This window comes from Streptomyces sp. NPDC102406, from assembly GCF_044765725.1.
GTDB lineage: Bacteria > Actinomycetota > Actinomycetes > Streptomycetales > Streptomycetaceae > Streptomyces.
On sequence record NZ_JBIWKP010000005.1, the window covers coordinates 78,984 to 101,530 of the forward strand.

Below are 22,547 nucleotides of genomic sequence, written 5' to 3' on the forward strand. Positions count from 1 at the left end.
GAGTTGACGCATGCCTGAGCACCCCGAACAGCCCGCGACCGCACAGCACTGTTACGACTACGTGGTGGTCGGCGGTGGCACCGCGGGGTCGGTGATCGCCTCCCGGCTCACCGAGGACCCGGACGTCACCGTCGCCGTCATCGAGGGCGGCCCCAGCGACATCGACCGCGACGACGTACTGACGCTGCGCCGCTGGCTCGGCCTGCTCGGCGGCGACCTGGACTACGGCTACACGACGACCGAGCAGCCGCGCGGCAACTCGCACATCCTGCACAGCCGCGCCAAGGTGCTCGGCGGCTGCTCGTCGCACAACACCCTCATCTCGTTCAAGCCGCTGCCCGGCGACTGGGACGAGTGGGCGGCGGCCGGTGCCGAGGGCTGGGACCACAAGGCGATGGACCCCTACTTCGCCAAGCTGCGCAACAACATCGTCGCCGTCGACGAGAAGGACCGCAACGCCATCGCCCGCGACTTCGTCGAAGCCGCGCGGGCGGCGACCGGGGTGCCGCGCGTCGAGGGCTTCAACAAGGCCCCCTTCAAGGACGGCGTCGGCTTCTTCGACCTCGCCTACCACCCCGAGAACAACAAGCGCTCGTCGGCGTCGGTGGCGTACCTCCACCCCCACATGGAGGCGGGCGACCGCCCCAACCTGACGCTGCTGCTCGAAACGTGGGCGTACAAGCTGGAGTTCGACGCCGACAGCGGCGACGGCGTACGGGCGCGCGGCGTGCACGTGCGCACGAAGGACGGCGAGGAGACGCTCGTGTCCGCGCGCCGTGAGGTCGTCGTGTGCGCGGGCGCCGTCGACACGCCCCGCCTGCTGCTGCACTCCGGTGTCGGTCCCAGGGCCGACCTGGAGAAGCTGGGCATCCCCGTCGTGCACGATCTGCCCGGTGTCGGCGAGAACCTGCTCGACCACCCGGAGTCGGTCATCGTCTGGGAGACCGACGGGCCGATCCCCGACAACAGCGCCATGGACAGCGACGCCGGCCTGTTCATCCAGCGCGACCCCGAGGCCGCCGGGCCCGATCTGATGTTCCACTTCTACCAGATCCCGTTCACGGACAATCCGGAACGCCTCGGCTACGTCAGGCCCGAGCACGGGGTCTCCATGACCCCGAACATCCCCAAGCCGAGGAGCCGCGGGCGCCTCTACCTGACCAGCGCGAACCCCGAGGACAAGCCCGCCCTCGACTTCCGCTACTTCACCGACGAGGACGACTACGACGGACGGACCCTCGTCGACGGCATCCGCATCGCCCGCGAGATCGCGAAGACGCAGCCGCTGGCCGGCTGGCTCAAGCGCGAGGTGTGCCCCGGCCCGGACGTCACCGGTGACGAGGAGCTCGGCGAGTACGCGCGCAAGGTCGCCCACACCGTCTACCACCCGGCCGGGACCTGTCGGATGGGCGCAAGAAATGATGAACTCGCGGTCGTGGACCCCGAGTTGAGGGTCCGCGGGCTCAAGTCCATCCGAATCGCCGACGCGTCCGTCTTCCCGACGATGCCCGCGGTGAACCCGATGATCGGAGTGCTCATGGTCGGGGAGAAATGCGCCGAGCTGCTGGGTGGTGATGCGTGATGAGTACGCCGACCTTCGTGAAGGGCCCTGCCCCGGACGCGACCACCGCCTCCGAGGAGACCGTCTTCGCCGTCCGCAACCTGTGGAAGGTGTTCGGCCCCCGGTCCGAGCGCGTCCCGGGCGACGCGGAACTGACCGGCCTGAGCGCCGCCGAACTCCGCTCCCGCACCGGCTGCACCGCCGCCGTGCGCGACGTCTCCTTCGACGTCCGGCGCGGTGAGGTCTTCGTGGTGATGGGCCTGTCCGGCTCCGGCAAGTCCACGCTGGTGCGCTGCCTGACCCGGCTCATCGAACCGACATCCGGCTCCCTGTCCATCGACGGCGAGGACGTGTGCGCCATGGACAAGAGCCGGCTGCGCGCACTGCGCCGCCACCGCGCCGCCATGGTCTTCCAGCACTTCGGCCTGCTGCCGCACCGCACCGTCCTCGACAACGTCGCCTACGGTCTGGAGATCCAGGGCGTCGGGCGCGCGGAGCGCCGGGCGAAGGCGAGGGAGGTCGTCGCGAAGGTGGGCCTCGAAGGCCTGGAGTCGCGTCGGCCCGGCCAGTTGTCCGGCGGCCAGCAGCAGCGCGTGGGGCTCGCCCGCGCCCTCGCCGTGGACCCCGAGGTCCTCCTGTTCGACGAGCCGTTCAGCGCCCTCGACCCGCTGATCAGGCGCGACATGCAGGAGGAGGTCGTACGCCTGCACCGCGAGGAGGGCCGCACGATGGTCTTCATCACGCACGACCTCAACGAGGCGCTGCGTCTCGGCGACCGCATCGCCCTGATGCGCGACGGCCGCATCGTGCAGCTCGGCACGCCCGAGGAGATCGTGGGGGAGCCCGCCGACGACTACGTCCGCGAGTTCGTCCGCGACGTGCCCCGCGAACAGGTCATGACGGTCCGGCGCGCCATGCGCCCCGCCGACACCGACGAGCGGGGCCGCGGCCCCGAGATCGCCCCCGACGCCACGGTGTCGCAGGCGATCGAGGCGGTGGCGCGCAGCGGGTTCGCCGTGCGGGTGATGGACGACGGCCGGTGCGTCGGCGTGGTCGACCACGAACGCCTCCTGGGCGTGGTGGCCGGCACGGACACGGAAACACCGACAGCACCATCAGCACCATCAGCACCGACAGCACCGACAGCACCGGCAGCACCGACAGCCCCCGTCCCCGCCGACGGTGACGAGGCGGTCTGACATGACAGCCGCCGTCTCCGTCACCCCCACCGAGGACGCCCCCACCCAGGACGCCCCCGCCCGCTGGAGCGGCCTGCTCCGCAACCGGGTGCTCGGCAAACTCCTGGTGCTCGCCGTCGCCGCCGCCGTGCTGGCCCCGATCCTCGGCTCCCGCTGGTCCGGTGCCACATGGCCGGACGCCCTCACCGTCGACCTGACCGAACCGCTCGGCAGGACCAGTGACTGGATCGTCGACAACCGGGACAGCCACCCGCTGTTCCTCTACTTCTTCGGCCACATCAGCAACGCGGTCGTCCTCTCCGTCCGCGCCGTCTACCTCGTCCTGCTCGCCGCGGGCTGGGCGGGCGTCACCGCCGCGGCCGGACTGATCGCCTGGCGTGTGGCGGGATGGCGTCTCGCCGCGTCCGCCGTGGCCGCCTTCCTCGTGTGCGGCGCCCTCGGCATGTGGGTGCCGACCGTGCAGACGCTGGCGCTCATGGTCGTCGCCGTGTTCGTCTCGGTCGTCCTCGGCGCCCTCCTCGGCCTCGCCGGGGGCCTGAGCGACCGCATGCACCGCGTCCTGCGCCCGGTCCTCGACACCATGCAGGTCTTCCCCGCCTACGCGTACCTGCTGCCCGTCGTCCTGGTCTTCGGCATCGGCGTGCCCGCCGCGGTCCTCGCCACCGTCGTCTATGCCGCCCCGCCCATGGCCCGCCTCACCGCGCTCGGCCTGCGCTCCGCCGACAGCGGTGTCATGGAGGCCGTCACCTCGCTCGGCGCGACCGGCCGCCAGCGCCTGCTGACCGCCCGCCTCCCGCTGGCCCGCAGGGAACTCCTCCTCGGCCTCAACCAGACGATCATGATGGCTCTCTCCATGGCCGTCATCGCCTCCGTCATCGGCGCGGGCGGCCTCGGCGACCGCGTCTACCAGGCGCTGGCCTCCGTCGACGTGGGCGCCGCGCTCGCCGCCGGCATCCCGATCGTGCTGCTCGCCGTCGTCCTCGACCGGATCACCGGCGCGGCCGGGGAACGGCTCGGCTCCCAGGAGCCCGCCGCACCCTGGAAGTGGGGTGTCGTCGCCGCCGGGACCGTCGTCGTCGCGCTCGCGGCCCGGTTCGCGGGCCGCCTCGAATGGCCGGACTCCTGGGTCGTGCACCTCGCGGGCCCCGTCAACGACGCCGTCGACTGGATGACCGACCACCTCTACACCGGCGTCCCCTACGTGGGCGGCACCGCCGACTGGGCCGGGCACTTCACCACCTGGATCCTCGACCCCCTGCGCTCCGGCCTGACCTGGCTCCCCTGGTGGTCGGTGCTGCTGATCGTCGCCGCGCTCGCCTGGCTGATCGGCACCTGGCGCACCGCCCTGACCGCCGTGCTCGCCATGGCCGCGATCGGCGTACTCGGCGTCTGGAAGCCGTCCCTCGACACGCTCTCGCAGGTCCTCGCCGCCGTCGCCGTGACCCTCGTCCTCGGTTTCGCCGTCGGGATCGCCGCCGCCCGCAGCGACCGCCTGGAGCGCCTCCTGCGCCCCGTCCTCGACGTCTTCCAGACGATGCCGCAGTTCGTCTACCTCATCCCGGTCGTCGCCCTCTTCGGCGTCGGCCGCGCCCCCGCCGCCGCGGCGGCCGTCGTCTACGCGCTGCCCGCCGTCGTCCGCATCACCACGCAAGGGCTGCGCCAGGTCGACCCGGCCGCGATGGAGGCGTCCCGTTCGATGGGCGCCACCACGGGCCAGCAACTGCGCCAGGTCCAACTCCCGCTCGCCCGGCCCGCGTTGCTGCTCGCCGTCAATCAGGGTGTCGTCCTGGTCCTCGCCGTCGTCATCATCGGCGGCCTCGTCGGCGGTGGCGCCCTCGGCTACGACGTGGTCTTCGGCCTCGCCCAGGGCGACCTGGCCACGGGGCTCGTCGCGGGCGCCGCGATCGTCTGTCTCGGCCTGATGCTGGACCGGGTGACCCAGCCGACGGAACGCCGCGTCCGCGGTGGAAAGGGTGCCTGACATGCGCACACGTAACCTCCGCGCGGCCGTCGCGGGCACCGGGGCCCTCCTCGCCGTCACCGGCTGCGGCGCCGCCGACATGACGAAGCAGGCGTCCCCGTACGCCAACGCGCACGGCGCGAAGACGGTGACCCTCTCCGTCCAGTCCTGGGTCGGCGCCCAGGCGAACGTCGCCGTCGCCCAGTACCTCCTGGAGCACGAGCTCGGCTACCGCGTCGACACCGTGCAGGTCGACGAGGTCCCCGCCTGGGACGCCCTCAGCCAGGGCCGCGTCGACGCGATCCTGGAGGACTGGGGCCACCCCGACCAGGAACAGCGCTACGTCAAGGACAAGAGGACCATCGAGAACGGCGGTGACCTCGGCGTCACCGGGCACATCGGCTGGTTCGTCCCCACGTACTTCGCGAAGCAGCACCCCGACGTCACGAACTGGAAGAACCTCGACAAGTACGCCGACCGGATGAAGACCGCCGAGAGCGGCGGCAAGGGCCAACTCCTCGACGGCTCCCCGTCGTACGTCACGAACGACAAGGCCCTCGTGCATAACCTGGACCTCGACTACCAGGTCGTCTTCTCCGGCTCAGAGGCCGCCCAGATCACCCAGATCAAGCAGTTCGCCAAGCAGAAGAAGCCGTTCCTGACGTACTGGTACCAGCCGCAGTGGCTGTTCAAGAAGGTGCCGATGACCGAGGTGAAGCTGCCCGCCTACAAGGAGGGCTGCGACGCCGACCCGAAGAAGGTCGCCTGCGCCTACCCGAAGACGCCCCTTCAGAAGTACCTCAACGCCGATTTCGCCCGGAGCGGCGGGAAGGCCGCGGCCCTCCTGAAGAAGTTCCGCTGGACGACGGAGGACCAGAACGAGGTCTCCCTCATGATCGCCGAGCAGAAACTCTCGCCGGACGAGGCGGCGAAGAAGTGGATCGACGGTCACCGTTCCACATGGGAGGCGTGGCTGCCCGGCTAGGGCGAGTTTGCGGACAGGCCCTAGCCGGGCAGGGTTCCTGTGCCGGGTGCCTTTCCTGACGGGGGCGCCCGGCACAGCCCTGCCCGGCCGGGGGCGTCAGCGCAGGTCGGCGGCGATCCGGCGCAGCGCGTCCGTCGCCCGGCGCTGGAGCCCCGGCCCGAACGTGATCCGCGTGGCCCCCAGCTCGCCCCACTCCCGCGGCGAGGGCCCGCCGGGCGGCGCCCCGACGTTGACGGGCCCCTCGATCGCCGCCCGCAGCCGGGGCAGCGCCTCGGCCGGAGCCCCGATCGGGTACACGCAGTCCGCACCGGCGGCCCGGTACAGGCGCGCCCGCTCGACCGTCTCGGCGACCGGGTCGCGAACGCCCCTGAGGAACGTGTCGATCCGCGCGTTCAGCACGATCCGGTCACCGGCCGCAGCCCGCACCTCCGCCAGCCAGCCGGCGTGGAGCCGAGGGTCCCTGAGCGCCGCACCGGAGCCCGGAGTGCGCGGGACCGTGGCCGAGTCCTCCAGGTTGCAGCCGACGGCCCCTGTCTCCAGCAGCCGCTCCACCAGCTCCTTCGGCGCGATGCCGTAGCCGCCCTCGATGTCCGCGGAGACCGGCACCGACACCGCCCGCACGATCCGGGTCACCGCGGCGAACATCTCCTCCGCCGGTGTCCGCCCGTCCTCGTACCCGAGCGACGCCGCGACCCCCGCGCTCGGCGTCGCCAGGGCCGGGAACCCGGCCTCCTCGAAGACCCGCGCGCTCGCCGCGTCCCAGGGCCCCGGCAGGACCAGCGGATCGCCCGGGGCGCGGTCGTGGTGCAGGGCGCGGAGGACATCCACCGGGCGCGCGGCCCCCCGCGGCCGGTCCGGGGTCACCACGCGGGCCCGCCCGGCTCGATGCGGCGGCCGACCATCAGCCGGTTCCAACTGTTGATGACCGTGATGACCCCGATGAGATGGGCCAGCTCGACCTCGTCGAAGTGCTTGGCGGCCCGCTCGTACACCTCGTCGGGCACGAACCCCTCCCCGGTGAGCACCGTCACCGCCTCCGTCAGCGCGAGCGCCGCCCGCTCCCGCTCGTCGAACACCTCCCCGGCCTCGCGCCAGGCGTCGAGGAGCGCGATCCGCTTCGCGCTCTGCCCGAGCTTGTCGACGGCGATGCCGACGTGCATGTCCAGGCAGAACGCGCACGCGTTGATCTGCGAGGCCCGGACCATCACCAGCTCGGCGAGGACCGGGTCCCCGAGCCCCTTCTTCGCCGCGGCGCCGAGCGCGACCAGCGCGTCCCTGACCCCCGCGTCCAACACCGTGGTGCGTGCGGTCACTTGAAGTCACCGGCCTGGTAGTGGCCCGGCGACTGGCGCGTGGAGACCCCGAACCGGTTCCACGCGTTGATCGTGGTGATCGCCGCGATCAACTGGCTCAGCTCCTTCTCGTCGTAGAGCTTCGCCGCCCTCTCGTACACCTCGTCCGGGACGAACCCGTCCGTCAGCACCGTGATCGCCTCGGTCAGCTCGATCGCGGCGATCTCCTTCTCCGTGTAGAAGTGCTTCGACTCCTCCCAGGCGGCGAGCTGGATGATCCGCTCCACGCTCTCGCCCGCGGCCAGCGCGTCCTTGGAGTGCATGTCAAGGCAGAGCGCGCAACGGTTGATCTGCGAGGCCCGGATCTTGACCAGCTCGTACGTCACCGGGTCGAGCCCCTGTCGGGCCGCCGCGTCCAGCCGCACCATCGCCTTGAAGACCTCGGGCGCGTGCTGCGCCCAGGCGAGCCGCGGCGTGTGCTCGTGCACGTACGCCGCCGCCCCGTCGTTCGCCCCGTCGGTGGAAACCGTGTCCTCGTGTGTCGTCATGCCTCGACCCTACGAAGCCATTAGCCCAGCGGTATGGTCCATTTCCATGGCAGAAACCTGGGCCACTTCGCCCTCCGGGCAGGCGCTCGGCATCGACCTCCACATCGAGCCCACCGGCTCCGGCCTGCGCCGCGGCCTGACCGACGCGCTCCGCGACGCCGTCCGCGGAGGCCGCCTCGCCCCCGGCACCCGGCTGCCCGCCTCCCGTACCCTCGCCGCCGACCTGGGCATCGCCCGCAACACCGTCGCCGACGCGTACGCCGACCTCGTCGCCGAAGGCTGGCTCACCGCCCGCCAGGGCTCCGGCACCCGCGTCGCCGAGCGCCCCGTCGAAGCGCCCCGCCCCGTCACCGCCCCCGGCCGCCGCACCCCGGGCACGCTCCTCCACGACCTGCACCCCGGCACCCCCGACCTCGCCTCGTTCCCCCGCGCCGCATGGCTCAAGGCGGCCCGGCGGGCCCTGACCGAGGCCCCGAACGACGCCCTCGGCTACGGCGACCCCCGCGGCAGACCCGAACTGCGCACCGCCCTCGCGCACTACCTCGCCCGCGCCCGCGGCGTCCACGCCCACCCCGACCGCATCGTCGTCTGCGCCGGGTTCGCCCAGGGCCTGATGCTGCTCGGCGAGGTACTGCGCCGCCGCGGCCTGTCCGACATCGCCGTGGAGTCGTACGGCCTCGACGCCCACTGGGACATCCTGGCCCGCGCGGGCCTGCGCACCCGCCCCCTCCCGCTCGACGAACGCGGCACCGACACCGCCGCCCTTGAGCCCCGCCCGGGCGGGGCCGTCCTGCTGACACCCGCCCACCAGTTCCCCCTCGGCGTCCCGCTGCACCCGGACCGCAGGGCCGCCGCCGTCGACTGGGCGCGCCGCACCGGCGGACTCATCCTGGAGGACGACTACGACGGCGAGTTCCGCTACGACCGCCAGCCCGTCGGCGCCCTCCAGGGGCTCGACCCGGACCGGGTCGCCTACCTCGGCACCGCGAGCAAGTCGCTCGCCCCCGGCCTGCGCCTCGGCTGGCTGGTCCTGCCCGCGGCGCTCACCGACGAGGTCGCGGCGGCCAAGGGCGACAGCGACTGGTCGTGCGGCGTCCTCGACCAGCTCACCCTCGCCGAGTTCCTGCGCTCGGGCGCCTACGACCGTCACCTGCGCGGCGCCCGCCTGCGCTACCGCCGCCGCCGCGACCACCTCGTCGCGGCCCTCGCCGAACAGGCCCCCGCCGTCCGCGCCACCGGCATCGCCGCCGGGCTCCACGCGGTCCTGCGCCTCCCGCCCGGCACCGAGCAGTCCGTGGTCCGCGCCGCCGCCTGGCAACGCCTGCGCGTCGCCGGTCTCTCCAGCTTCCGCCACGAGGACACCGCCCACCCGGCCCCCGCACCCGACGCCCTCGTCGTCGGCTACGGCACCCCGCCCGACCACGCCTGGGCCGGCGCATTGGACGCGCTGTGCCGGGTACTCCCCTGACGGTGGGAGCCGGTGCGCGCACCACCGGTGTGACCTTCTACGCCGACCGTCGTACAGGGGCGCGGGGACCGTTGGGCCGACGACGGCACCTTCAGCCGCGGCGAGGCCGTCGACCGGGGCGGCTTCGGCTGCTTCGGCTCCGGCGCCACCCTGTGGATCGAACCCGCCTGGAAGATGCTCCTGTCCAACAAGGTGCTCCCGGCCGTCCTCTGGGAACTCTTCCCCAGCCACCCGAACCTCCTCCCCGCCTACCTGGACGCCCCGCGCGCCCCCGCCGCACCCGAGCCCCGCGAAGAACCCTGCTGCTACCAGGAGTCGAGCCCCCTTCCCGACTTCGACGGCAACCGGGTGGTGCTCGGCGCCTGGGTCGTCGGGAAGGAGGCGGCAGGTCTCGGCATCCGCGAATCGGCGGGCCCAGTCACGGACGAGTACGCCCGCTTCCTGCCCCACGTCATCCGGTAGCCGCGCCCCGGATCAGGCGCCCAGCACCGCACGGAGCTGATCGAGCCCCCAGTCCAGATCCTCCTTGCCGATCACCAGCGGCGGGGCGATCCGGATGGTCGAACCATGGGTGTCCTTGACGAGCACCCCCCGCTCCATCAGCTTCTCCGAGATCTCCCGGCCCGTCCCGTGCACCGGATCGATGTCCACCCCCGCCCACAGCCCCCGGCCCCGCACCTGCGTCACCTTGCCCGCCCCGGCCAGCAGCCCCAACTCCGCGTGCAGATGCTCCCCGAGCTCCGCGGCCCGCTGCTGGAACTCCCCGCCACGCAGCATCTCGATCACCTCAAGGGCCACCGCGCAGGCGAGAGGATTGCCGCCGAACGTCGACCCGTGCTCACCCGGCCGGTGCACCCCGAGCACCGACGCGCTGGACACCACCGCCGACACCGGCACGACCCCGCCGCCCAGCGCCTTGCCCAGCACGTACATGTCGGGCACCACACCCTCGTGCTCACAGGCGAACGTCCGCCCCGTGCGGCCGAGCCCCGACTGGATCTCGTCCGCGACGAAGAGGACGTCCCGCTCCCGCGTCACCTCCCGCACGCCCGCCAGATAACCCGGCGGCGGCACCAGCACACCCGCCTCACCCTGGATGGGCTCCAGCAGCACCGCCACCGTCTCGTCCGTGACCGCGGCCCGCAGCGCCTCCAGGTCGCCGTACGGCACGACGTCGAAGCCCGGCGTGTACGGCCCGAAGTCGGCGCGCGCCTCCGGGTCCGTCGAGAAGCTGACGATCGTCGTCGTACGGCCGTGGAAGTTGCCGTCCGCCACCACGATCCGCGCCCGGCCCTCCGGCACCCCCTTGACCCGGTACCCCCACTTGCGGGCGGTCTTCACCGCCGTCTCCACCGCCTCCGCGCCCGTGTTCATCGGCAGCACCATCTCCATGCCGCACAACTCGGCGAGGCGCGTACAGAACGCGGCGAACCGGTCGTGGTGGAACGCCCGCGAGGTCAGCGTCACCCGCTCCAGTTGCGCCTTCGCGGCCTCGATCAGCCGCCGGTTGCCATGGCCGAAGTTGAGCGCGGAGTACCCGGCGAGCATGTCCAGATAGCGCCGCCCCCCGACATCCGTCATCCACGCCCCCTCCGCCGTGGCGACGACGACGGGCAGCGGATGGTAGTTGTGCGCGCTGTGCGCATCGGCGGCGGCGATCAGATCCTCGGTAGCGGAGGTAGCGGAGGTAGCGGAGGGAGGGGGAGTCGCGGAGGGAGCGGGAGTCACAGAAGTCACGGGATCTCCGTTCTTACGGCTCTGGGGGCCGTCCGGCTCGTACGGTGTGAGACGAATGTGGCCCCTTCCTATCGTCGCTCGCATCATGGACGCGGAAACCTCCCGCACCGGCGCGCCGGGTACTGTGAGAGCCGGGCCGTGACTGGCGCGCTGGGATGGGACCGACCATCGGGGAGCGGCCCGCGAACTGTGTGCCGTGCGCCTGGGCCGAACCGTGCAGCCGTCCCGGAGGTCCCTCATGCCAGAGCCCACGTCGTCGCCCGCCCTGTCCACCGAGTCCGTCGCCTTCCGCAGCGCCCTCGACGTGATCCGCGGCGTGGAGCCCCGCGTCGCCGACGCCATCGGACAGGAGATCGCCGACCAGCGCGAGATGCTCAAGCTGATCGCCAGCGAGAACTACGCCTCCCCGGCCACCCTGCTGGCCATGGGCAACTGGTTCAGCGACAAGTACGCCGAGGGCACCGTCGGCCGCCGCTTCTACGCGGGCTGCCGCAACGTCGACACGGTGGAGTCCCTGGCCGCCGAGCACGCCCGCGCACTCTTCGGCGCCCGCCACGCCTACGTCCAGCCGCACTCCGGCATCGACGCCAACCTCGTCGCCTTCTGGGCCGTCCTCGCCGACCGCGTCGAGGCCCCGGCCCTGGAGCGGGCCGGTGTGCGGGGCGTCAACGACCTGTCCGACGCCGACTGGGCCGAACTGCGCCAGGCCTTCGGCAACCAGCGCATGCTCGGCATGTCCCTGGACGCCGGAGGACACCTCACCCACGGCTTCCGGCCCAACATCTCGGGCAAGATGTTCGACCAGCGCAGCTACGGCACCGACCCGGCCACCGGCCTCCTGGACTACGAGGCGCTGCGCGCCACCGCCCGCGCGTTCAAGCCGCTGATCATCGTCGCCGGCTACTCCGCGTACCCGCGTCTGGTGAACTTCCGCATCATGCGGGAGATCGCCGACGAGGTCGGGGCGACGCTGATGGTCGACATGGCGCACTTCGCCGGTCTCGTCGCGGGCAAGGTCCTCACCGGCGACTTCGACCCCGTGCCGCACGCCCAGATCGTCACCACGACCACCCACAAGTCGCTGCGCGGGCCGCGCGGCGGCATGGTCCTGTGCGACGACAGCCTGAAGGACCAGGTCGACCGCGGCTGCCCGATGGTCCTCGGCGGTCCGCTGCCGCACGTCATGGCCGCCAAGGCCGTCGCCCTCGCCGAGGCCCGCCGCCCCGACTTCCGCGGCTACGCCCAGGCCGTCGTCGACAACGCCCGCGCCCTGGCCGAAGGCCTCACCCGGCGCGGCGCCACCCTGGTCACCGGGGGCACGGACAACCACCTCAACCTGATCGATGTCGCCGGTTCCTACGGTCTGACCGGACGGCAGGCGGAGTCCGCGCTGCTCGACTCCGGCATCGTCACCAACCGCAACGCCATCCCCGCCGACCCGAACGGCGCCTGGTACACCTCCGGCATCCGCATCGGCACGCCTGCGCTGACCACCCGGGGGCTCGGCGTCGCCGAGATGGACGAGATCGCCGCGCTGATCGACCGCGTCCTGGCGGCCACCGAGCCCGGCACCACCGGCAAGGGCGCCCCCTCCAAGGCCCAGCACGTCCTGGAGCCCAAGATCGCCGACGAGGTCGCCCGCCGCGCCGCGGAGCTGCTGTCCGGCTTCCCGCTCTACCCGTCGGTCGACCTCACCTGATCCGGCCCGCCGCCTCCGGCCGGACCCGGCCGGAGGCGGCCACGGCGCGTACCTGTGCCCGAGCAAGGAGAGACACCTGAGAGAATGAGGGGCATGGCCTCTGACAGTCCCCGCGTGCTCTCCGGTATCCAGCCCACCGCAGGCTCGTTCCACCTCGGCAACTACCTGGGCGCGGTGCGCCAGTGGGTGGCGCTCCAGGAGTCGCACGACGCCTTCTACATGGTGGTCGACCTGCACGCGATCACGGTTCCGCAGGACCCGAAGGAGCTGCGGGCGAACACCCGGCTCGCCGTCGCCCAGCTCCTGGCCGCGGGGCTCGACCCGGATCGCTGCACGCTGTTCGTGCAGAGCCACGTGCCCGAGCACGCCCAGCTCGGCTGGGTCATGAACTGCCTCACCGGGTTCGGCGAGGCGAGCCGTATGACGCAGTTCAAGGACAAGTCCGCCAAGCAGGGCGCCGACCGCGCCACCGTCGGACTGTTCACGTACCCGGTCCTCCAGGTCGCGGACATCCTCCTGTACCAGGCCAACGAGGTGCCGGTCGGTGAGGACCAGCGCCAGCACATCGAGCTGACGCGGGACCTGGCCGAGCGCTTCAACGGCCGCTTCGGGGAGACCTTCACGATCCCGGCGCCGTACATCCTGAAGGAGACGGCCAAGATCTACGACCTTCAGGACCCGTCGATCAAGATGAGCAAGTCGGCGTCGACGCCCAAGGGCCTGATCAACCTGCTCGACGAGCCGAAGACCACGGCGAAGAAGGTCAAGAGCGCCGTCACCGACACCGACACCGTGATCCGCTACGACGCGGTGGACAAGCCGGGCGTCAGCAACCTGCTCACCATCTACTCCACCCTCACCGGCACCGGTATCCCGGAACTGGAGCACAAGTACGAGGGCAAGATGTACGGTGCGCTCAAGACGGACCTGGCCGAGGTCATGGTGGATTTCGTGACGCCGTTCAGGACCCGCACCCAGGAGTACCTGGACGACCCCGAGACGCTCGACTCGATCCTGGCCAAGGGCGCGGAGAAAGCGCGGGCCGTCGCCGCCGAGACTCTTTCCCAGGCGTACGACAAGGTCGGCTTCCTGCCCGCCAAGCACTGAACCGGCGTCCCGCGCACGCCTTGCCCGCACGCCCGCCACACGACGACAGGAGTACGACGTGGGGACCGTAACGATCGGCGTCTCGATCGCGGTCCCGGAGCCTCACGGCAGCCTGCTCCAGGAGCGGCGTGCGGGCTTCGGCGACCCCGCGGCACACGGGATTCCCACGCACATCACCCTGCTGCCGCCGACGGAGGTGGCGGCCGGGGACCTTCCGGCGATCGAGACGCATCTGGCGGAGGTGGCCGCCGCCGGGCGCCCCTTCGCGATGCGGCTCTCCGGGACGGGGACCTTCCGGCCGTTGTCGCCCGTCGTGTTCGTGCAGGTCGCCGAGGGCGCCGAGGCGTGCACCTGGCTCCAGAAGCAGGTGCGGGACGCGTCGGGGCCCGTGGCGCGCGACCTCCAGTTCCCGTACCACCCGCATGTGACGGTGGCGCACGGCATCGCCGAGGAGGCGATGGACCGCGCCTTCGAGGAGCTGGCCGACTACGAGGCGGCGTGGCCCTGCGAGGGTTTCGCCCTCTACGAGCAGGGTGAGGACGGCATCTGGCGCAAGCTGCGGGACTTCCCCTTCGGCAGGTCCGCGCTCCCCGGCCGGCAGCCGGACCGCGCCCCGCGCGGGAGCAGGCAGCCCGCGCGCTGAGCGCGGAGGCTGCGTGCCTTCAGACGGGGAGCCTGCGGAACAGGGGCCGTGGTGCGTGTCGTAGCGCCGACATGACCACGCGCAGCGCTCCGGGCACCCAGACGGTCTCCGAGCGGCGCCGCAGCCCCGTCTCGATGGCGTGGGCGACCGCCTCGGGGGTGGTGGCCATGGGGGCCTCCTCCAGGCCCGCCGTCATCCTCGACCGGACGAATCCGGGCCGCACCACCATGACGTGGACGCCCGTGCCGTGCAGCGCGTCGCCCAGGCCCTGGGCGAAGGCGTCGAGTCCGGCCTTGCTCGACCCGTAGATGAAGTTGGCGCGGCGGGCCCGTTCGCCCGCGACCGACGACAGGACGACCAGGGAGCCGTGTCCCTGGGTCTGCAGGGCCCGGGCGCAGATCAGCCCGGCGGAGACGGCGCCGGTGTAATTGGTCTGGGCGACGCGGACCGCGGCCATCGGGTCGGCCTCGTCGTGGGCCTGGTCGCCGAGGACGCCGAACGCCAGCAGCACCATGTCGATGTCGCCCTCGGTGAAGACCTTGCCCAGCGTCTCCTCGTGGGTCTCGGCGTCCAGGGCGTCGAAGGAGACGGTACGGGCGTCGGCGCCCAGGCCGCGCAGGTGGTCCGCCGCGCTCTCCAGGGCGGGGGAGGGGCGGCCCGCGAGCCATACGGTGCGGGTGCGCCGGGCGATGAGCCGGCGGGCGGTCGCGAGTGCGATCTCCGAGGTGCCGCCGAGGATCAGCAGGGACTGGGGGGCACCGAAGGCGTCCTTCATGGGTTCCGTACTCCTGGGTCGCGGGTGGGCGGGGGCGGGGGTGTGCTCACAGGTTGAGGCGTCGTGACAGGTCGGAGCGGAACACGCCGCGCGGGTCCATCCGGGCGCGCAGTGCGCGGAACGCGTCGAGGCGCGGGTACATGGCGGGGAGGAGTTCGGGGCGCAGCCGGGAGTCCTTGGCGAGGTAGACGCGTCCGTCGGCGGCGGCGACCTCCTCGTCGAGTTCGTCGAGGAAGGCGCCGAGTTCCGGGAGGTTCGCGGGGATGTCGAGGGCGAGGGTCCAGCCCGGCATGGGGAAGGACAGCCAGCCGGGGTCGCTGTCGCCGAAGCGTTTGAGCACCGCGAGGAACGAGGGACAGCCGCGCTCCGAGATGCGTCGCACGATGCGGCGCAGGGCTTCTTCCTTCCCGTGACCGACGACGAACTGGTACTGCACGAAGCCGCTTCGCCCGTAGACGCGGTTCCAGTGCGGGACGCCGTCGAGGGGGTGGAAGAACGTGGACAGCTTCTGGAGTTCGCCGACGCGGGACCGGGGTGCTTTGCGGTACCACAGTTCGTTGAAGAGGCCGACGGTGGTGCGGCCGAGGAGGCCTTCCGGCAGGAAGGAGGGGGCGGCGGGCAGCCGGCCGGGGCGGAAGGCCAGCGGGGTGCGGCGTCCGCGGGCGGGCAGTGCCTCCAGCGGGGCGTGGTCGCCGCGGGTGAGGACGGAGCGGCCGGTCGCGGCGCCGCGGGCCAGCAGGTCGATCCAGGCGACCGAGTAGCGGTAGCGGTGGTCGGTGGCGGTGAGGCGGGCCATCAGGTCGTCGAGGTCGGTGGCCCGCTCGGTGTCCACGGTCATCAGCGAGGTCTCGACGGGCAGCAGCCGGAGGGTGGCGGTGAGGATGACCCCGGTCAGTCCCATGCCGCCGGTGGTGGCGTCGAAGAGTTCGGTGCCGCGTTCGACGATGCGGATCTCGCCGTCGGCGGTGAGGAGTTCCAGGGCGAGGACGTGGCGGGAGAAGGACCCGGAGACGTGGTGGTTCTTGCCGTGGATGTCGGCGCCGATCGCGCCGCCGACCGTGACGTAGCGGGTGCCCGGGGTCACGGGGACGAACCAGCCGAGCGGCAGGAGCACCTCCATCAGGCGGTGCAGGGAGATCCCGGCGTCGCACAGCACGGTGCCGCCGGTGACGTCGATGGCGTGGATCCGGTCGAGGCCGGTCATGTCGAGGACGGCGCCGCCCGCGTTCTGCGCGGCGTCCCCGTAGGCCCGTCCGAGGCCCCGGGCGATGCCGCCACGGTGACCGGGGGCGGCGCATTCCCGGATCAGCGCCACGGTCTGCTCGTAGGAGCGGGGGCGCAGGAGGCGGGCGGAGGTGGGAGCCGTACGTCCCCAGCCGGTGACGGGCACGGTGTCGTGTGCCGGGGGCGCCCAGGTGGGCGCGGTGGCGGGTGCGGGGGTGGGCGCGGAGACGGGGTCGGCAGCCATGCAGGGGACCGTATCGCCACAAGAGGGGTGATTCACCCTAAACCTGACGGTGCCTCACCGAAATGGGTGGTTAAGGGAGTGTCATACTAAATGACCGGCGATGTGGCCGTCCGGGCCTCCAGAGTGAGCCACGTGGACGACATGGATCGCCGACTGCTGTCGGCACTGCGCGACTGCGGAACGGACCGGCGCGTCGCCGCGACGGCACGCGCGCTGTCCTGGGCCGGTGAACACGGCGCCCTGTGGCTGGCCGCAGGCCTCCTGGGCGCCGCGGCCGACCGGGAACGGCGTACGGCGTGGCTGCGCGGAACGGCCCTCACCGCCGGGGCGCACCTGGCCAGCATGGGCGTGAAACGGGTGGTGCGCAGACCCCGGCCGCTCGCCCGGACGGGCGCGGAGCCATTGGTGCGCACCGCGGGTCGGCACTCGTTCCCCAGCTCGCACGCGACGTCGGCGGCTGCCGCCGCGGTCGCCTACGGGGCCCTGCGACCGGCCGGGGCGCGACTGGTGCCGCCGCTGGCCGCCGCGGTGTGTGTCTCGCGGCTTGTCGTCGGCGTGCACTACCCCTCCGACGTCGCGGCGGGCGCGGCGCTCGGCGCCCTCACGGCACGGCTCGGGGCGCGCTGGATGACCGGGGGCAGGACACGGTGACGGAGCACGTGGAACGGGCCGAACAGCCGCCGCGCGGGACCGCGGCGGCCACGGTCCCGCGGAGACCGCACACCCCGGCGCCGTCCATCCCGGCGGCGACGCCCCTCGGGCTGCCCGCCGGACTGATCAGGACGGCGCGCCCGAAGCAGTGGGTGAAGAACGTCCTGGTGGTCGCGGCTCCCGCGGCGGCGGGCGAACTGTTCGCCCGCCACGTCCTGACCCAACTGGGCCTCGTCTTCGCCCTGTTCACGGCGGCGGCCTCGGCGGTCTACCTGATCAACGACGCGCGGGACGCCGACGCGGACCGGGCCCACCCCGTCAAACGCCTCCGGCCCGTCGCGGCGGGGCTGGTCCCCGTGCCGCTCGCCTACGCGACCGGGGCGGCCCTCGCCGTCCTCGCGCCCACCGCCGCGCTGGCGCTGTGCAACCCGGCGACAGCGGCGCTCCTGGCCGCGTACGTAGGGATGCAACTGGCCTACTGCGTCAGCCTCAAGCACGTACTCGTCGTCGACCTGATCGTGGTGACCACCGGATTCCTGATGCGGGCGATGATCGGCGGGCTCGCCCTCGGCATCCCCCTGTCGCGCTGGTTTCTGATCACCACCGGATTCGGCGCACTGTTCATGGTCTCCGCCAAGCGGTACTCCGAGGCGGTCCAGATGGCCGGCAGGGCCGGGGCGACCCGCGCGCTCCTGACCGAGTACACGACCGGCTACCTGCGCTTCGTCTGGCAGTTGGCGGCGGGCGTGGCCGTCCTCGCCTACTGCCTGTGGGCGATGGAGGAGGGCGGTGTCGCCCGCAGCAGCCTGCTGCCCTGGCGGCAACTGTCGATGGTGGCGTTCATCGTCGCCGTCCTGCGGTACGCCGTCTTCGCCGACCGCGGCACGGCCGGTGAACCGGAGGACGTGGTGCTGCGCGACCGGGCGCTGGCGGTGATCGGCCTCGTCTGGGTGGCGATGTACGCACTGGCGGTCGCGGACTGGTGAGGAGCCTCGGCGAAACGGCGGGGAGGAGGCGGGCCGCGGGCGGACTCGGCCCCGAACTGCTCGGCTTCGCCGTCACCGGGCTGTGCGCGTACGCCGCCGACCTGGCCCTGTTCCTGTGGCTGCGCGGGCCGCTCGCGATGGACCCGGTCTCCGCCAAGTCGCTGTCCTTCGTCGCCGGTTGCTCGGTGGCGTACGCGGGGAACGCGCTCGGGACGTACCGCGGGCGGGCCGCCGGGGGCTCGCGGCTGCGGCGGTACGGAATGTTCCTCGCCGTCAACGTGGCCGGGGCGCTGGTCCAACTGGCGTGCATCGGCGTGTCCCACTACGTGCTGGGATTCACCTCACCGCGCGCGGACACCCTGTCGGGCGCCGGGGTCGGGATGGCCCTGGCCACGGCGGTGCGGTTCTGGGGTACCCGGACCCTGGCCTTCGGTCCGGGACCGGGCGGGAGGCCGGCCGACGGGTGGCCGGCCGAGGCGAGACAGGTCGTACCGGTCGAACCGGTCGATCGGGGCAGGCTGGGAACATGGACTGGCTGAAGAGACTCCCCGTGGTCGGGCCGTGGCTCGCCCGGCTGATGCGGACCCACGCCTGGCACGCCTATGAGCGGCTCGACGAGGTGCACTGGACGCGGCTTGCGGCGGCGATGACCTTCATCAGCTTCCTCGCCCTGTTCCCGCTCATCACCGTGAGCGCGGCGATCGCCGCCGGCACGCTCGGCGCCGACCAGCAGCGGAAGTTCGAGGAGAGCGTCCGCGAGCAGATCCCCGGCATCGCCGACGAGCTGGACCTCGGGGCGCTGATCGACAACGCCGGGACGATCGGGGTCGTCGCCGGAGCGCTGCTGCTGTTCACCGGCATCGGCTGGGTCGGCTCGATGCGGGAGTGCCTGCGCGCCGTGTGGGAGCTGCCCGACCCCGACGAGAACCCGGTCCTGCGCAAGCTCAGGGACGCCGGGGTGCTGATCGGGCTCGGCGGAGCGGGCCTCGCGTCGCTGGTGGCATCGACGGTGGCGTCCACGGCCGTGGACTGGACCGCGGACCGGCTCGGGCTCGACAAAGGGGGCTGGGGCGGCGCGCTCTTGCAGGTCCTGGCCTTCGCCATCGCCGTCCTCGCCGACTTCCTGCTGCTCCTGTACGTCCTCACCCTGCTGCCCGGGGTGCATCCGCCGCGCCGGGACCTGGTCACGGCCGCGCTGATCGGCGCGGCCGGGTTCGAACTGCTGAAGATGCTGCTCGGCGGCTACATGAAGGGCGTCGCCGCCAAGAGCATGTACGGGGCGTTCGGTACGCCGGTCGCCCTGCTGCTCTGGATCAACTTCACGGCGAAGCTGGTGCTGTTCTGCGCGGCATGGACCGCGACGGGCCGCGCCGTCGCAGCGGAAGGGGACGAGGCGGGCACCGGGACCGACGAGTGCGGCGATCCCGGCACCGAGCGCGCCGGGGGGAGCTCCCTCGCACCCGGCGCCGGACCCGGACGGGCGTCGGCGGCGGGCTGAGAGGCGGTCAGGACCTGCCGCGTACCGGCCACTTCTTGCGGACGGCGAAGGCGGCGGCGCCGAGGACGACGAGGACCCCGGCCGTGATGGCCAGGGCGATGCCGACCCCGCCGGAACCGTGCGTGGTCACCGCGGCGTGCGCGGCGGGCTTGGCGGGCCCCGCGTCCCCCTGCGGGCTGGCCGAGCCGGTGCCCGAGCTGGGCGTGGCACCCTTCGGCGGGACGAGAGTGCCGACCGGGGTGACCTTGCCGTCGGCCTGGAAACCCCAGTCGAGCAGGCGGGCGGTCTCCTTGTAGACCGCCTGGCTCTCCTTCTTGTCGGGGTTCATGACGGTGACGAGAAGGACCCTGTTGTTGCGTTCGGCGACGCCGGTGAAGGTGGCGCCGGCGTTGGTCGTGTTGCCGTTCTTGACGCCCGCGATGCCCTTGTACGGGTCGAGTCCCGCAGCGCCGGTGAGGAGGCGGTTGGTGTTCTGGATCTCGAAGCGGCTGGTCGTCTTCCCCTTCTTCTGCTTCTCGGGGAACTTGGCGGTGGCCGTGGCGGCGTACTCGCGGAAGTCCGCCTTCTGGAGCCCGGAGCGGGCGAAGAGGGTCAGGTCGTAGGCGGAGGAGTGCTGGCCGGGGGCGTCGTAGCCGTCGGGGCTGACGACGTGCGTGTCCTCGGCCCGCAGCTCGTCGGCGTGGGCCTGCATGTCCTTGACCGTCTGCGGGACGCCGTGGTTCATCGCGGACAGGACGTGCACCGCGTCGTTGCCGGAACGCAGGAACACCCCGAGCCACAGGTCGTGGACGGTGTAGGTGAAGTTCTCCTTCACGCCGACGAGGCTGGAACCCGTGCCCATGCCCGCCAGGTCGGAGGGGAGCACCTTGTGCGTCGAGGTCTTCGGGAACTTGGGCAGCAGCGTGTCCGCGAACAGCATCTTGAGGGTGCTGGCGGGCGGCAGCTCCCAGTGCGCGTTGTGCGACGCGAGCACGGCGCCCGACTCGGCGTCCGCGACGATCCAGGACTTGGCCGTCAGGTCCTTCGGCAGGACGGGGGCCCCGGCCCCGAGCTTCACCTGGGTACCGGGCCTGCCGAGCAGGTCCCCGCCGATCGTCGACATGACGGCCGGCGGCCCGGCCTTGCCCCCGGCGCCCTTGGTCGGCCCGCTGTCCGGCGAGTCCGTCGCGGCGGCGGGCAGCGCGGCCGTCAGGGTCAGGGCGCAGGCCGTGAGCAGGACCGCGCAAGCCGTGCTCAGCGACCGGCGCACCGGTGCGGACGCGCGCGTGAGCTGTGGGGACTTCTTCGGGTACGACATGGGCGACGCAGGGGAGGCAGACACGGTCGAGAACGTACATGTACCCGGCCCGTAAGTCTCCGCCGAGGTCTTCTGTGTCTCCCCGGCCCCACCCCGGCGGCGGTGCGCGAGGACGCCGGACGATACTGGGCGTATGAAGCTCAGCCGTCCCGTCTCCTGGTTCCTGCTCGCCTTCGGGGTGTGGAGCTGGATCATCTGGATCACTTTCATCAAGAACCTGTGGAAGGACGGCAGCGGGCTCGCGTTCGACGATGCCGGTGACCCGACGGCGTACTTCTTCGTGCACCTGACGCTCGCCGTCGTCTCCTTTGTCTTGGGGACGGTGGTCGGGGGCATCGGGTTCCGCGGGGTGCGGGCTCTGCGACGGACTTCATAGGCGGATCGGGCCGAACGGGCCGACGGGTGGGGGCAGGGCCATGATCGTTGTCGTCGTACTGGGCGCTCTCGCCGTGCTCGCGGTCATCGCGGGCCTGCATCTCTACGCCTGGCGCCGCCTCGTACGGGACACCACGGCGGGACCCGGACGGCTCAGGCGCCTGGGCGCGGTGGTGTTCGTGGCGGGGCCGGTGCTGATGTTCGCGGCGGTGGCCGCGGAGCGGGCCGGGGCGCCGTTCCTCGTGCAGCGGATCGTGGCGTGGCCGGGGTTCCTGTGGATGGCGTTCGCGCTCTATCTGGTGCCGGCGCTGCTGGTGGGCGAGGTGGTGCGGTCGCTGGTGCGGCGCGTGCCGCGGCGCGAGGCGCCGCTCCCCGCGACCGCGCCCGACGCCGTCGACGGCGCCGCGCCCACGCGCCGCCTGGTCCTCGCCCGTTCGGTGGGGGCCGCCGCCACCGTCGCCGCGGCGGGCGTCGTGGGCAACGGCGCGTACGGCGTCCTGCGCGGGCCGAGGGTCAAGCGGGTCACCGTGCCGCTGGCCCGGCTGCCGCGCGCGGCTCACGGGTTCAGGATCGCGGTGGTCAGCGACATCCACCTGGGGCCCGTGCTCGGGCGGGGTTTCGCCGAGCGGGTGGTGGAGACCGTCAACGCCACGCAGCCGGACCTGATCGCGGTCGTCGGCGACCTGGTCGACGGAAGTGTGGCGGATCTGGCCCCGGCGGTCGCACCGCTGGCCCGGTTGCGGGCCCGGCACGGCACGTTCTTCGTCACGGGCAACCACGAGTACTTCTCCGGTGCCGACCCCTGGGTGGCGCACGTCCGCGAGCTCGGGCTGCGCCCGCTGGAGAACGCCCGCGTCGAGCTGGGCGCCTTCGACCTCGCGGGGGTCAACGACATCAGCGGCGAGAACTACGGCGAGGGCCCCGACTACGCGAAGGCGCTCGGTGACCGGGACCGCTCCCGTGCCGCCGTCCTCCTCGCCCATCAGCCGGTGATGATCGAGGAGGCGGTGCGGCACGGCGTCGACCTCCAGCTCTCCGGGCACACGCACGGCGGTCAGTTGTGGCCGGGCAACTTCGTCGCGGACGCGGCCAATCCGACCCTCGCGGGCCTGGAGCGGTACGGCGACACCCAGCTCTACGTCAGCCGGGGCGCGGGCGCCTGGGGGCCGCCGGTGCGGGTGGGGGCGCCCTCGGACATCACGGTCGTCGAACTCGCCTCGATGCGGGCCTGAGACGACGGCTTCACGCCGCACGCGCCGTACGCGACGGGATCTGTCCGAATAGTGGCGGACGAAAGT

The 22,547-nt window shown here is 72.5% G+C and carries 21 protein-coding genes, 1 pseudogene and 1 riboswitch; of the genes and pseudogenes, 15 read left to right on the forward strand and 7 right to left on the reverse strand.

Annotated features, from left to right (window positions below; all coding sequences use genetic code 11):
- The first annotated feature begins 10 nt into the window (after positions 1–10).
- From ACIRF8_RS21505 to ACIRF8_RS21520, 4 genes are read left to right on the forward strand one after another with little or no spacing between them, the layout of a single operon-like run.
- Positions 11–1,582 carry a GMC family oxidoreductase gene (locus tag ACIRF8_RS21505; RefSeq protein WP_404217017.1) on the forward strand — a complete coding sequence of 524 codons (1,572 nt, stop codon included), beginning with the start codon at positions 11–13 and terminating at the stop codon, positions 1,580–1,582.
- On the forward strand, positions 1,582–2,760 hold the full coding sequence (locus tag ACIRF8_RS21510) for a glycine betaine/L-proline ABC transporter ATP-binding protein (RefSeq protein WP_404217018.1): 1,179 nt from the start codon (positions 1,582–1,584) through the stop codon (positions 2,758–2,760). The genes ACIRF8_RS21505 and ACIRF8_RS21510 overlap by 1 nt, the downstream gene beginning before the upstream one ends.
- Position 2,761: 1 nt before the next feature.
- Positions 2,762–4,741 carry an ABC transporter permease gene (locus ACIRF8_RS21515; protein WP_404217019.1) on the forward strand — a complete coding sequence of 660 codons (1,980 nt, stop codon included), beginning with the start codon at positions 2,762–2,764 and terminating at the stop codon, positions 4,739–4,741.
- Between the two features lies 1 nt (position 4,742).
- Positions 4,743–5,705: an ABC transporter substrate-binding protein gene (locus ACIRF8_RS21520; protein WP_404217020.1), complete on the forward strand. Its 963-nt coding sequence runs from the start codon at positions 4,743–4,745 to the stop codon at positions 5,703–5,705.
- Positions 5,706–5,801: 96 nt separating this feature from the next.
- Here ACIRF8_RS21520 and ACIRF8_RS21525 read toward each other — a convergent pair whose 3' ends face one another.
- The 3 genes from ACIRF8_RS21525 to ACIRF8_RS21535 are packed head-to-tail and all read right to left on the reverse strand — an operon-like array spanning position 5,802 to position 7,545.
- Entirely contained in the window at positions 5,802–6,533 is a 732-nt protein-coding gene (locus ACIRF8_RS21525; RefSeq protein WP_404217021.1) for an isocitrate lyase/phosphoenolpyruvate mutase family protein, read from the reverse strand.
- A gap of 32 nt (positions 6,534–6,565) precedes the next feature.
- The gene (locus ACIRF8_RS21530; RefSeq protein WP_404217022.1) at positions 6,566–7,018 is read right to left on the reverse strand and encodes a carboxymuconolactone decarboxylase family protein; all 453 of its coding nucleotides are present in this window, start codon (positions 7,016–7,018) and stop codon (positions 6,566–6,568) included.
- Positions 7,015–7,545 (reverse strand): carboxymuconolactone decarboxylase family protein, encoded by a 531-nt coding sequence (locus ACIRF8_RS21535; RefSeq protein ID WP_404217023.1) that lies wholly within the window; start codon positions 7,543–7,545, stop codon positions 7,015–7,017. The genes ACIRF8_RS21530 and ACIRF8_RS21535 overlap by 4 nt, the downstream gene beginning before the upstream one ends.
- Positions 7,546–7,591: 46 nt before the next feature.
- On the opposite strand from ACIRF8_RS21535, the gene ACIRF8_RS21540 reads away from it, so the two are divergent.
- Together ACIRF8_RS21540 and ACIRF8_RS21545 are read left to right on the forward strand one after the other, a co-directional pair.
- Positions 7,592–9,013, forward strand: a complete 1,422-nt coding sequence (locus tag ACIRF8_RS21540; protein ID WP_404217024.1) for a PLP-dependent aminotransferase family protein — start codon at positions 7,592–7,594, stop codon at positions 9,011–9,013.
- A gap of 102 nt (positions 9,014–9,115) precedes the next feature.
- A pseudogene (locus ACIRF8_RS21545) lies at positions 9,116–9,475 on the forward strand (glutathionylspermidine synthase family protein); the annotation flags it as partial.
- 12 nt (positions 9,476–9,487) lie between these two features.
- Here ACIRF8_RS21545 and rocD read toward each other — a convergent pair.
- Complete coding sequence (gene rocD, locus ACIRF8_RS21550) at positions 9,488–10,750, reverse strand: ornithine--oxo-acid transaminase (protein WP_404217025.1); 1,263 nt, start codon at positions 10,748–10,750, stop codon at positions 9,488–9,490.
- Positions 10,751–10,878: 128 nt separating this feature from the next.
- Positions 10,879–10,965, forward strand: a riboswitch (ZMP/ZTP riboswitch).
- Between the two features lie 23 nt (positions 10,966–10,988).
- Here rocD and ACIRF8_RS21555 point away from each other — a divergent pair.
- From ACIRF8_RS21555 to ACIRF8_RS21565, 3 genes are all read left to right on the forward strand, one after another.
- Complete coding sequence (locus ACIRF8_RS21555; protein ID WP_404217026.1) at positions 10,989–12,449, forward strand: glycine hydroxymethyltransferase; 1,461 nt, start codon at positions 10,989–10,991, stop codon at positions 12,447–12,449.
- Between the two features lie 93 nt (positions 12,450–12,542).
- Entirely contained in the window at positions 12,543–13,556 is a 1,014-nt protein-coding gene (gene trpS / locus ACIRF8_RS21560) for a tryptophan--tRNA ligase (protein ID WP_404217027.1), read from the forward strand.
- A 58-nt stretch (positions 13,557–13,614) separates the two neighbouring features.
- Positions 13,615–14,199, forward strand: a complete 585-nt coding sequence (locus ACIRF8_RS21565) for a 2'-5' RNA ligase family protein (protein ID WP_404217028.1) — start codon at positions 13,615–13,617, stop codon at positions 14,197–14,199.
- Positions 14,200–14,218: 19 nt separating this feature from the next.
- On the opposite strand, the gene ACIRF8_RS21570 is transcribed toward ACIRF8_RS21565, so the two are convergent.
- Together ACIRF8_RS21570 and ACIRF8_RS21575 are read right to left on the reverse strand one after the other, a co-directional pair.
- A complete protein-coding gene (locus ACIRF8_RS21570) occupies positions 14,219–14,974 on the reverse strand; it encodes a decaprenylphospho-beta-D-erythro-pentofuranosid-2-ulose 2-reductase (RefSeq protein WP_404217029.1) in 756 nt (251 codons plus the stop codon).
- A gap of 46 nt (positions 14,975–15,020) precedes the next feature.
- Positions 15,021–16,442, reverse strand: a complete 1,422-nt coding sequence (locus ACIRF8_RS21575; RefSeq protein ID WP_404217030.1) for an FAD-binding protein — start codon at positions 16,440–16,442, stop codon at positions 15,021–15,023.
- Positions 16,443–16,583: 141 nt separating this feature from the next.
- On the opposite strand from ACIRF8_RS21575, the gene ACIRF8_RS21580 reads away from it, so the two are divergent.
- The 4 genes from ACIRF8_RS21580 (at position 16,584) to ACIRF8_RS21595 (ending at position 19,577) form a co-directional block, all read left to right on the forward strand.
- Entirely contained in the window at positions 16,584–17,093 is a 510-nt protein-coding gene (locus ACIRF8_RS21580) for a phosphatase PAP2 family protein (RefSeq protein WP_404217512.1), read from the forward strand.
- A gap of 86 nt (positions 17,094–17,179) precedes the next feature.
- On the forward strand, positions 17,180–18,079 hold the full coding sequence (locus ACIRF8_RS21585; RefSeq protein ID WP_404217513.1) for a decaprenyl-phosphate phosphoribosyltransferase: 900 nt from the start codon (positions 17,180–17,182) through the stop codon (positions 18,077–18,079).
- Complete coding sequence (locus ACIRF8_RS21590; protein WP_404217031.1) at positions 18,076–18,618, forward strand: GtrA family protein; 543 nt, start codon at positions 18,076–18,078, stop codon at positions 18,616–18,618. Before ACIRF8_RS21585 ends, ACIRF8_RS21590 begins: the two co-directional genes overlap by 4 nt.
- Positions 18,606–19,577, forward strand: coding sequence for a YihY/virulence factor BrkB family protein (locus ACIRF8_RS21595; RefSeq protein ID WP_404217032.1), 972 nt, complete (start codon positions 18,606–18,608; stop codon positions 19,575–19,577). Before ACIRF8_RS21590 ends, ACIRF8_RS21595 begins: the two co-directional genes overlap by 13 nt.
- Positions 19,578–19,584: 7 nt before the next feature.
- On the opposite strand, the gene ACIRF8_RS21600 is transcribed toward ACIRF8_RS21595, so the two are convergent.
- Positions 19,585–20,874 carry a D-alanyl-D-alanine carboxypeptidase family protein gene (locus ACIRF8_RS21600; RefSeq protein WP_404217514.1) on the reverse strand — a complete coding sequence of 430 codons (1,290 nt, stop codon included), beginning with the start codon at positions 20,872–20,874 and terminating at the stop codon, positions 19,585–19,587.
- A gap of 133 nt (positions 20,875–21,007) precedes the next feature.
- Between ACIRF8_RS21600 and ACIRF8_RS21605 the strand changes: the two genes are divergently transcribed.
- A complete protein-coding gene (locus ACIRF8_RS21605) occupies positions 21,008–21,250 on the forward strand; it encodes an SCO4848 family membrane protein (RefSeq protein WP_404217033.1) in 243 nt (80 codons plus the stop codon).
- Positions 21,251–21,290: 40 nt separating this feature from the next.
- Positions 21,291–22,481: a metallophosphoesterase gene (locus tag ACIRF8_RS21610; RefSeq protein ID WP_404217034.1), complete on the forward strand. Its 1,191-nt coding sequence runs from the start codon at positions 21,291–21,293 to the stop codon at positions 22,479–22,481.
- Positions 22,482–22,547: the final 66 nt, after the last annotated feature.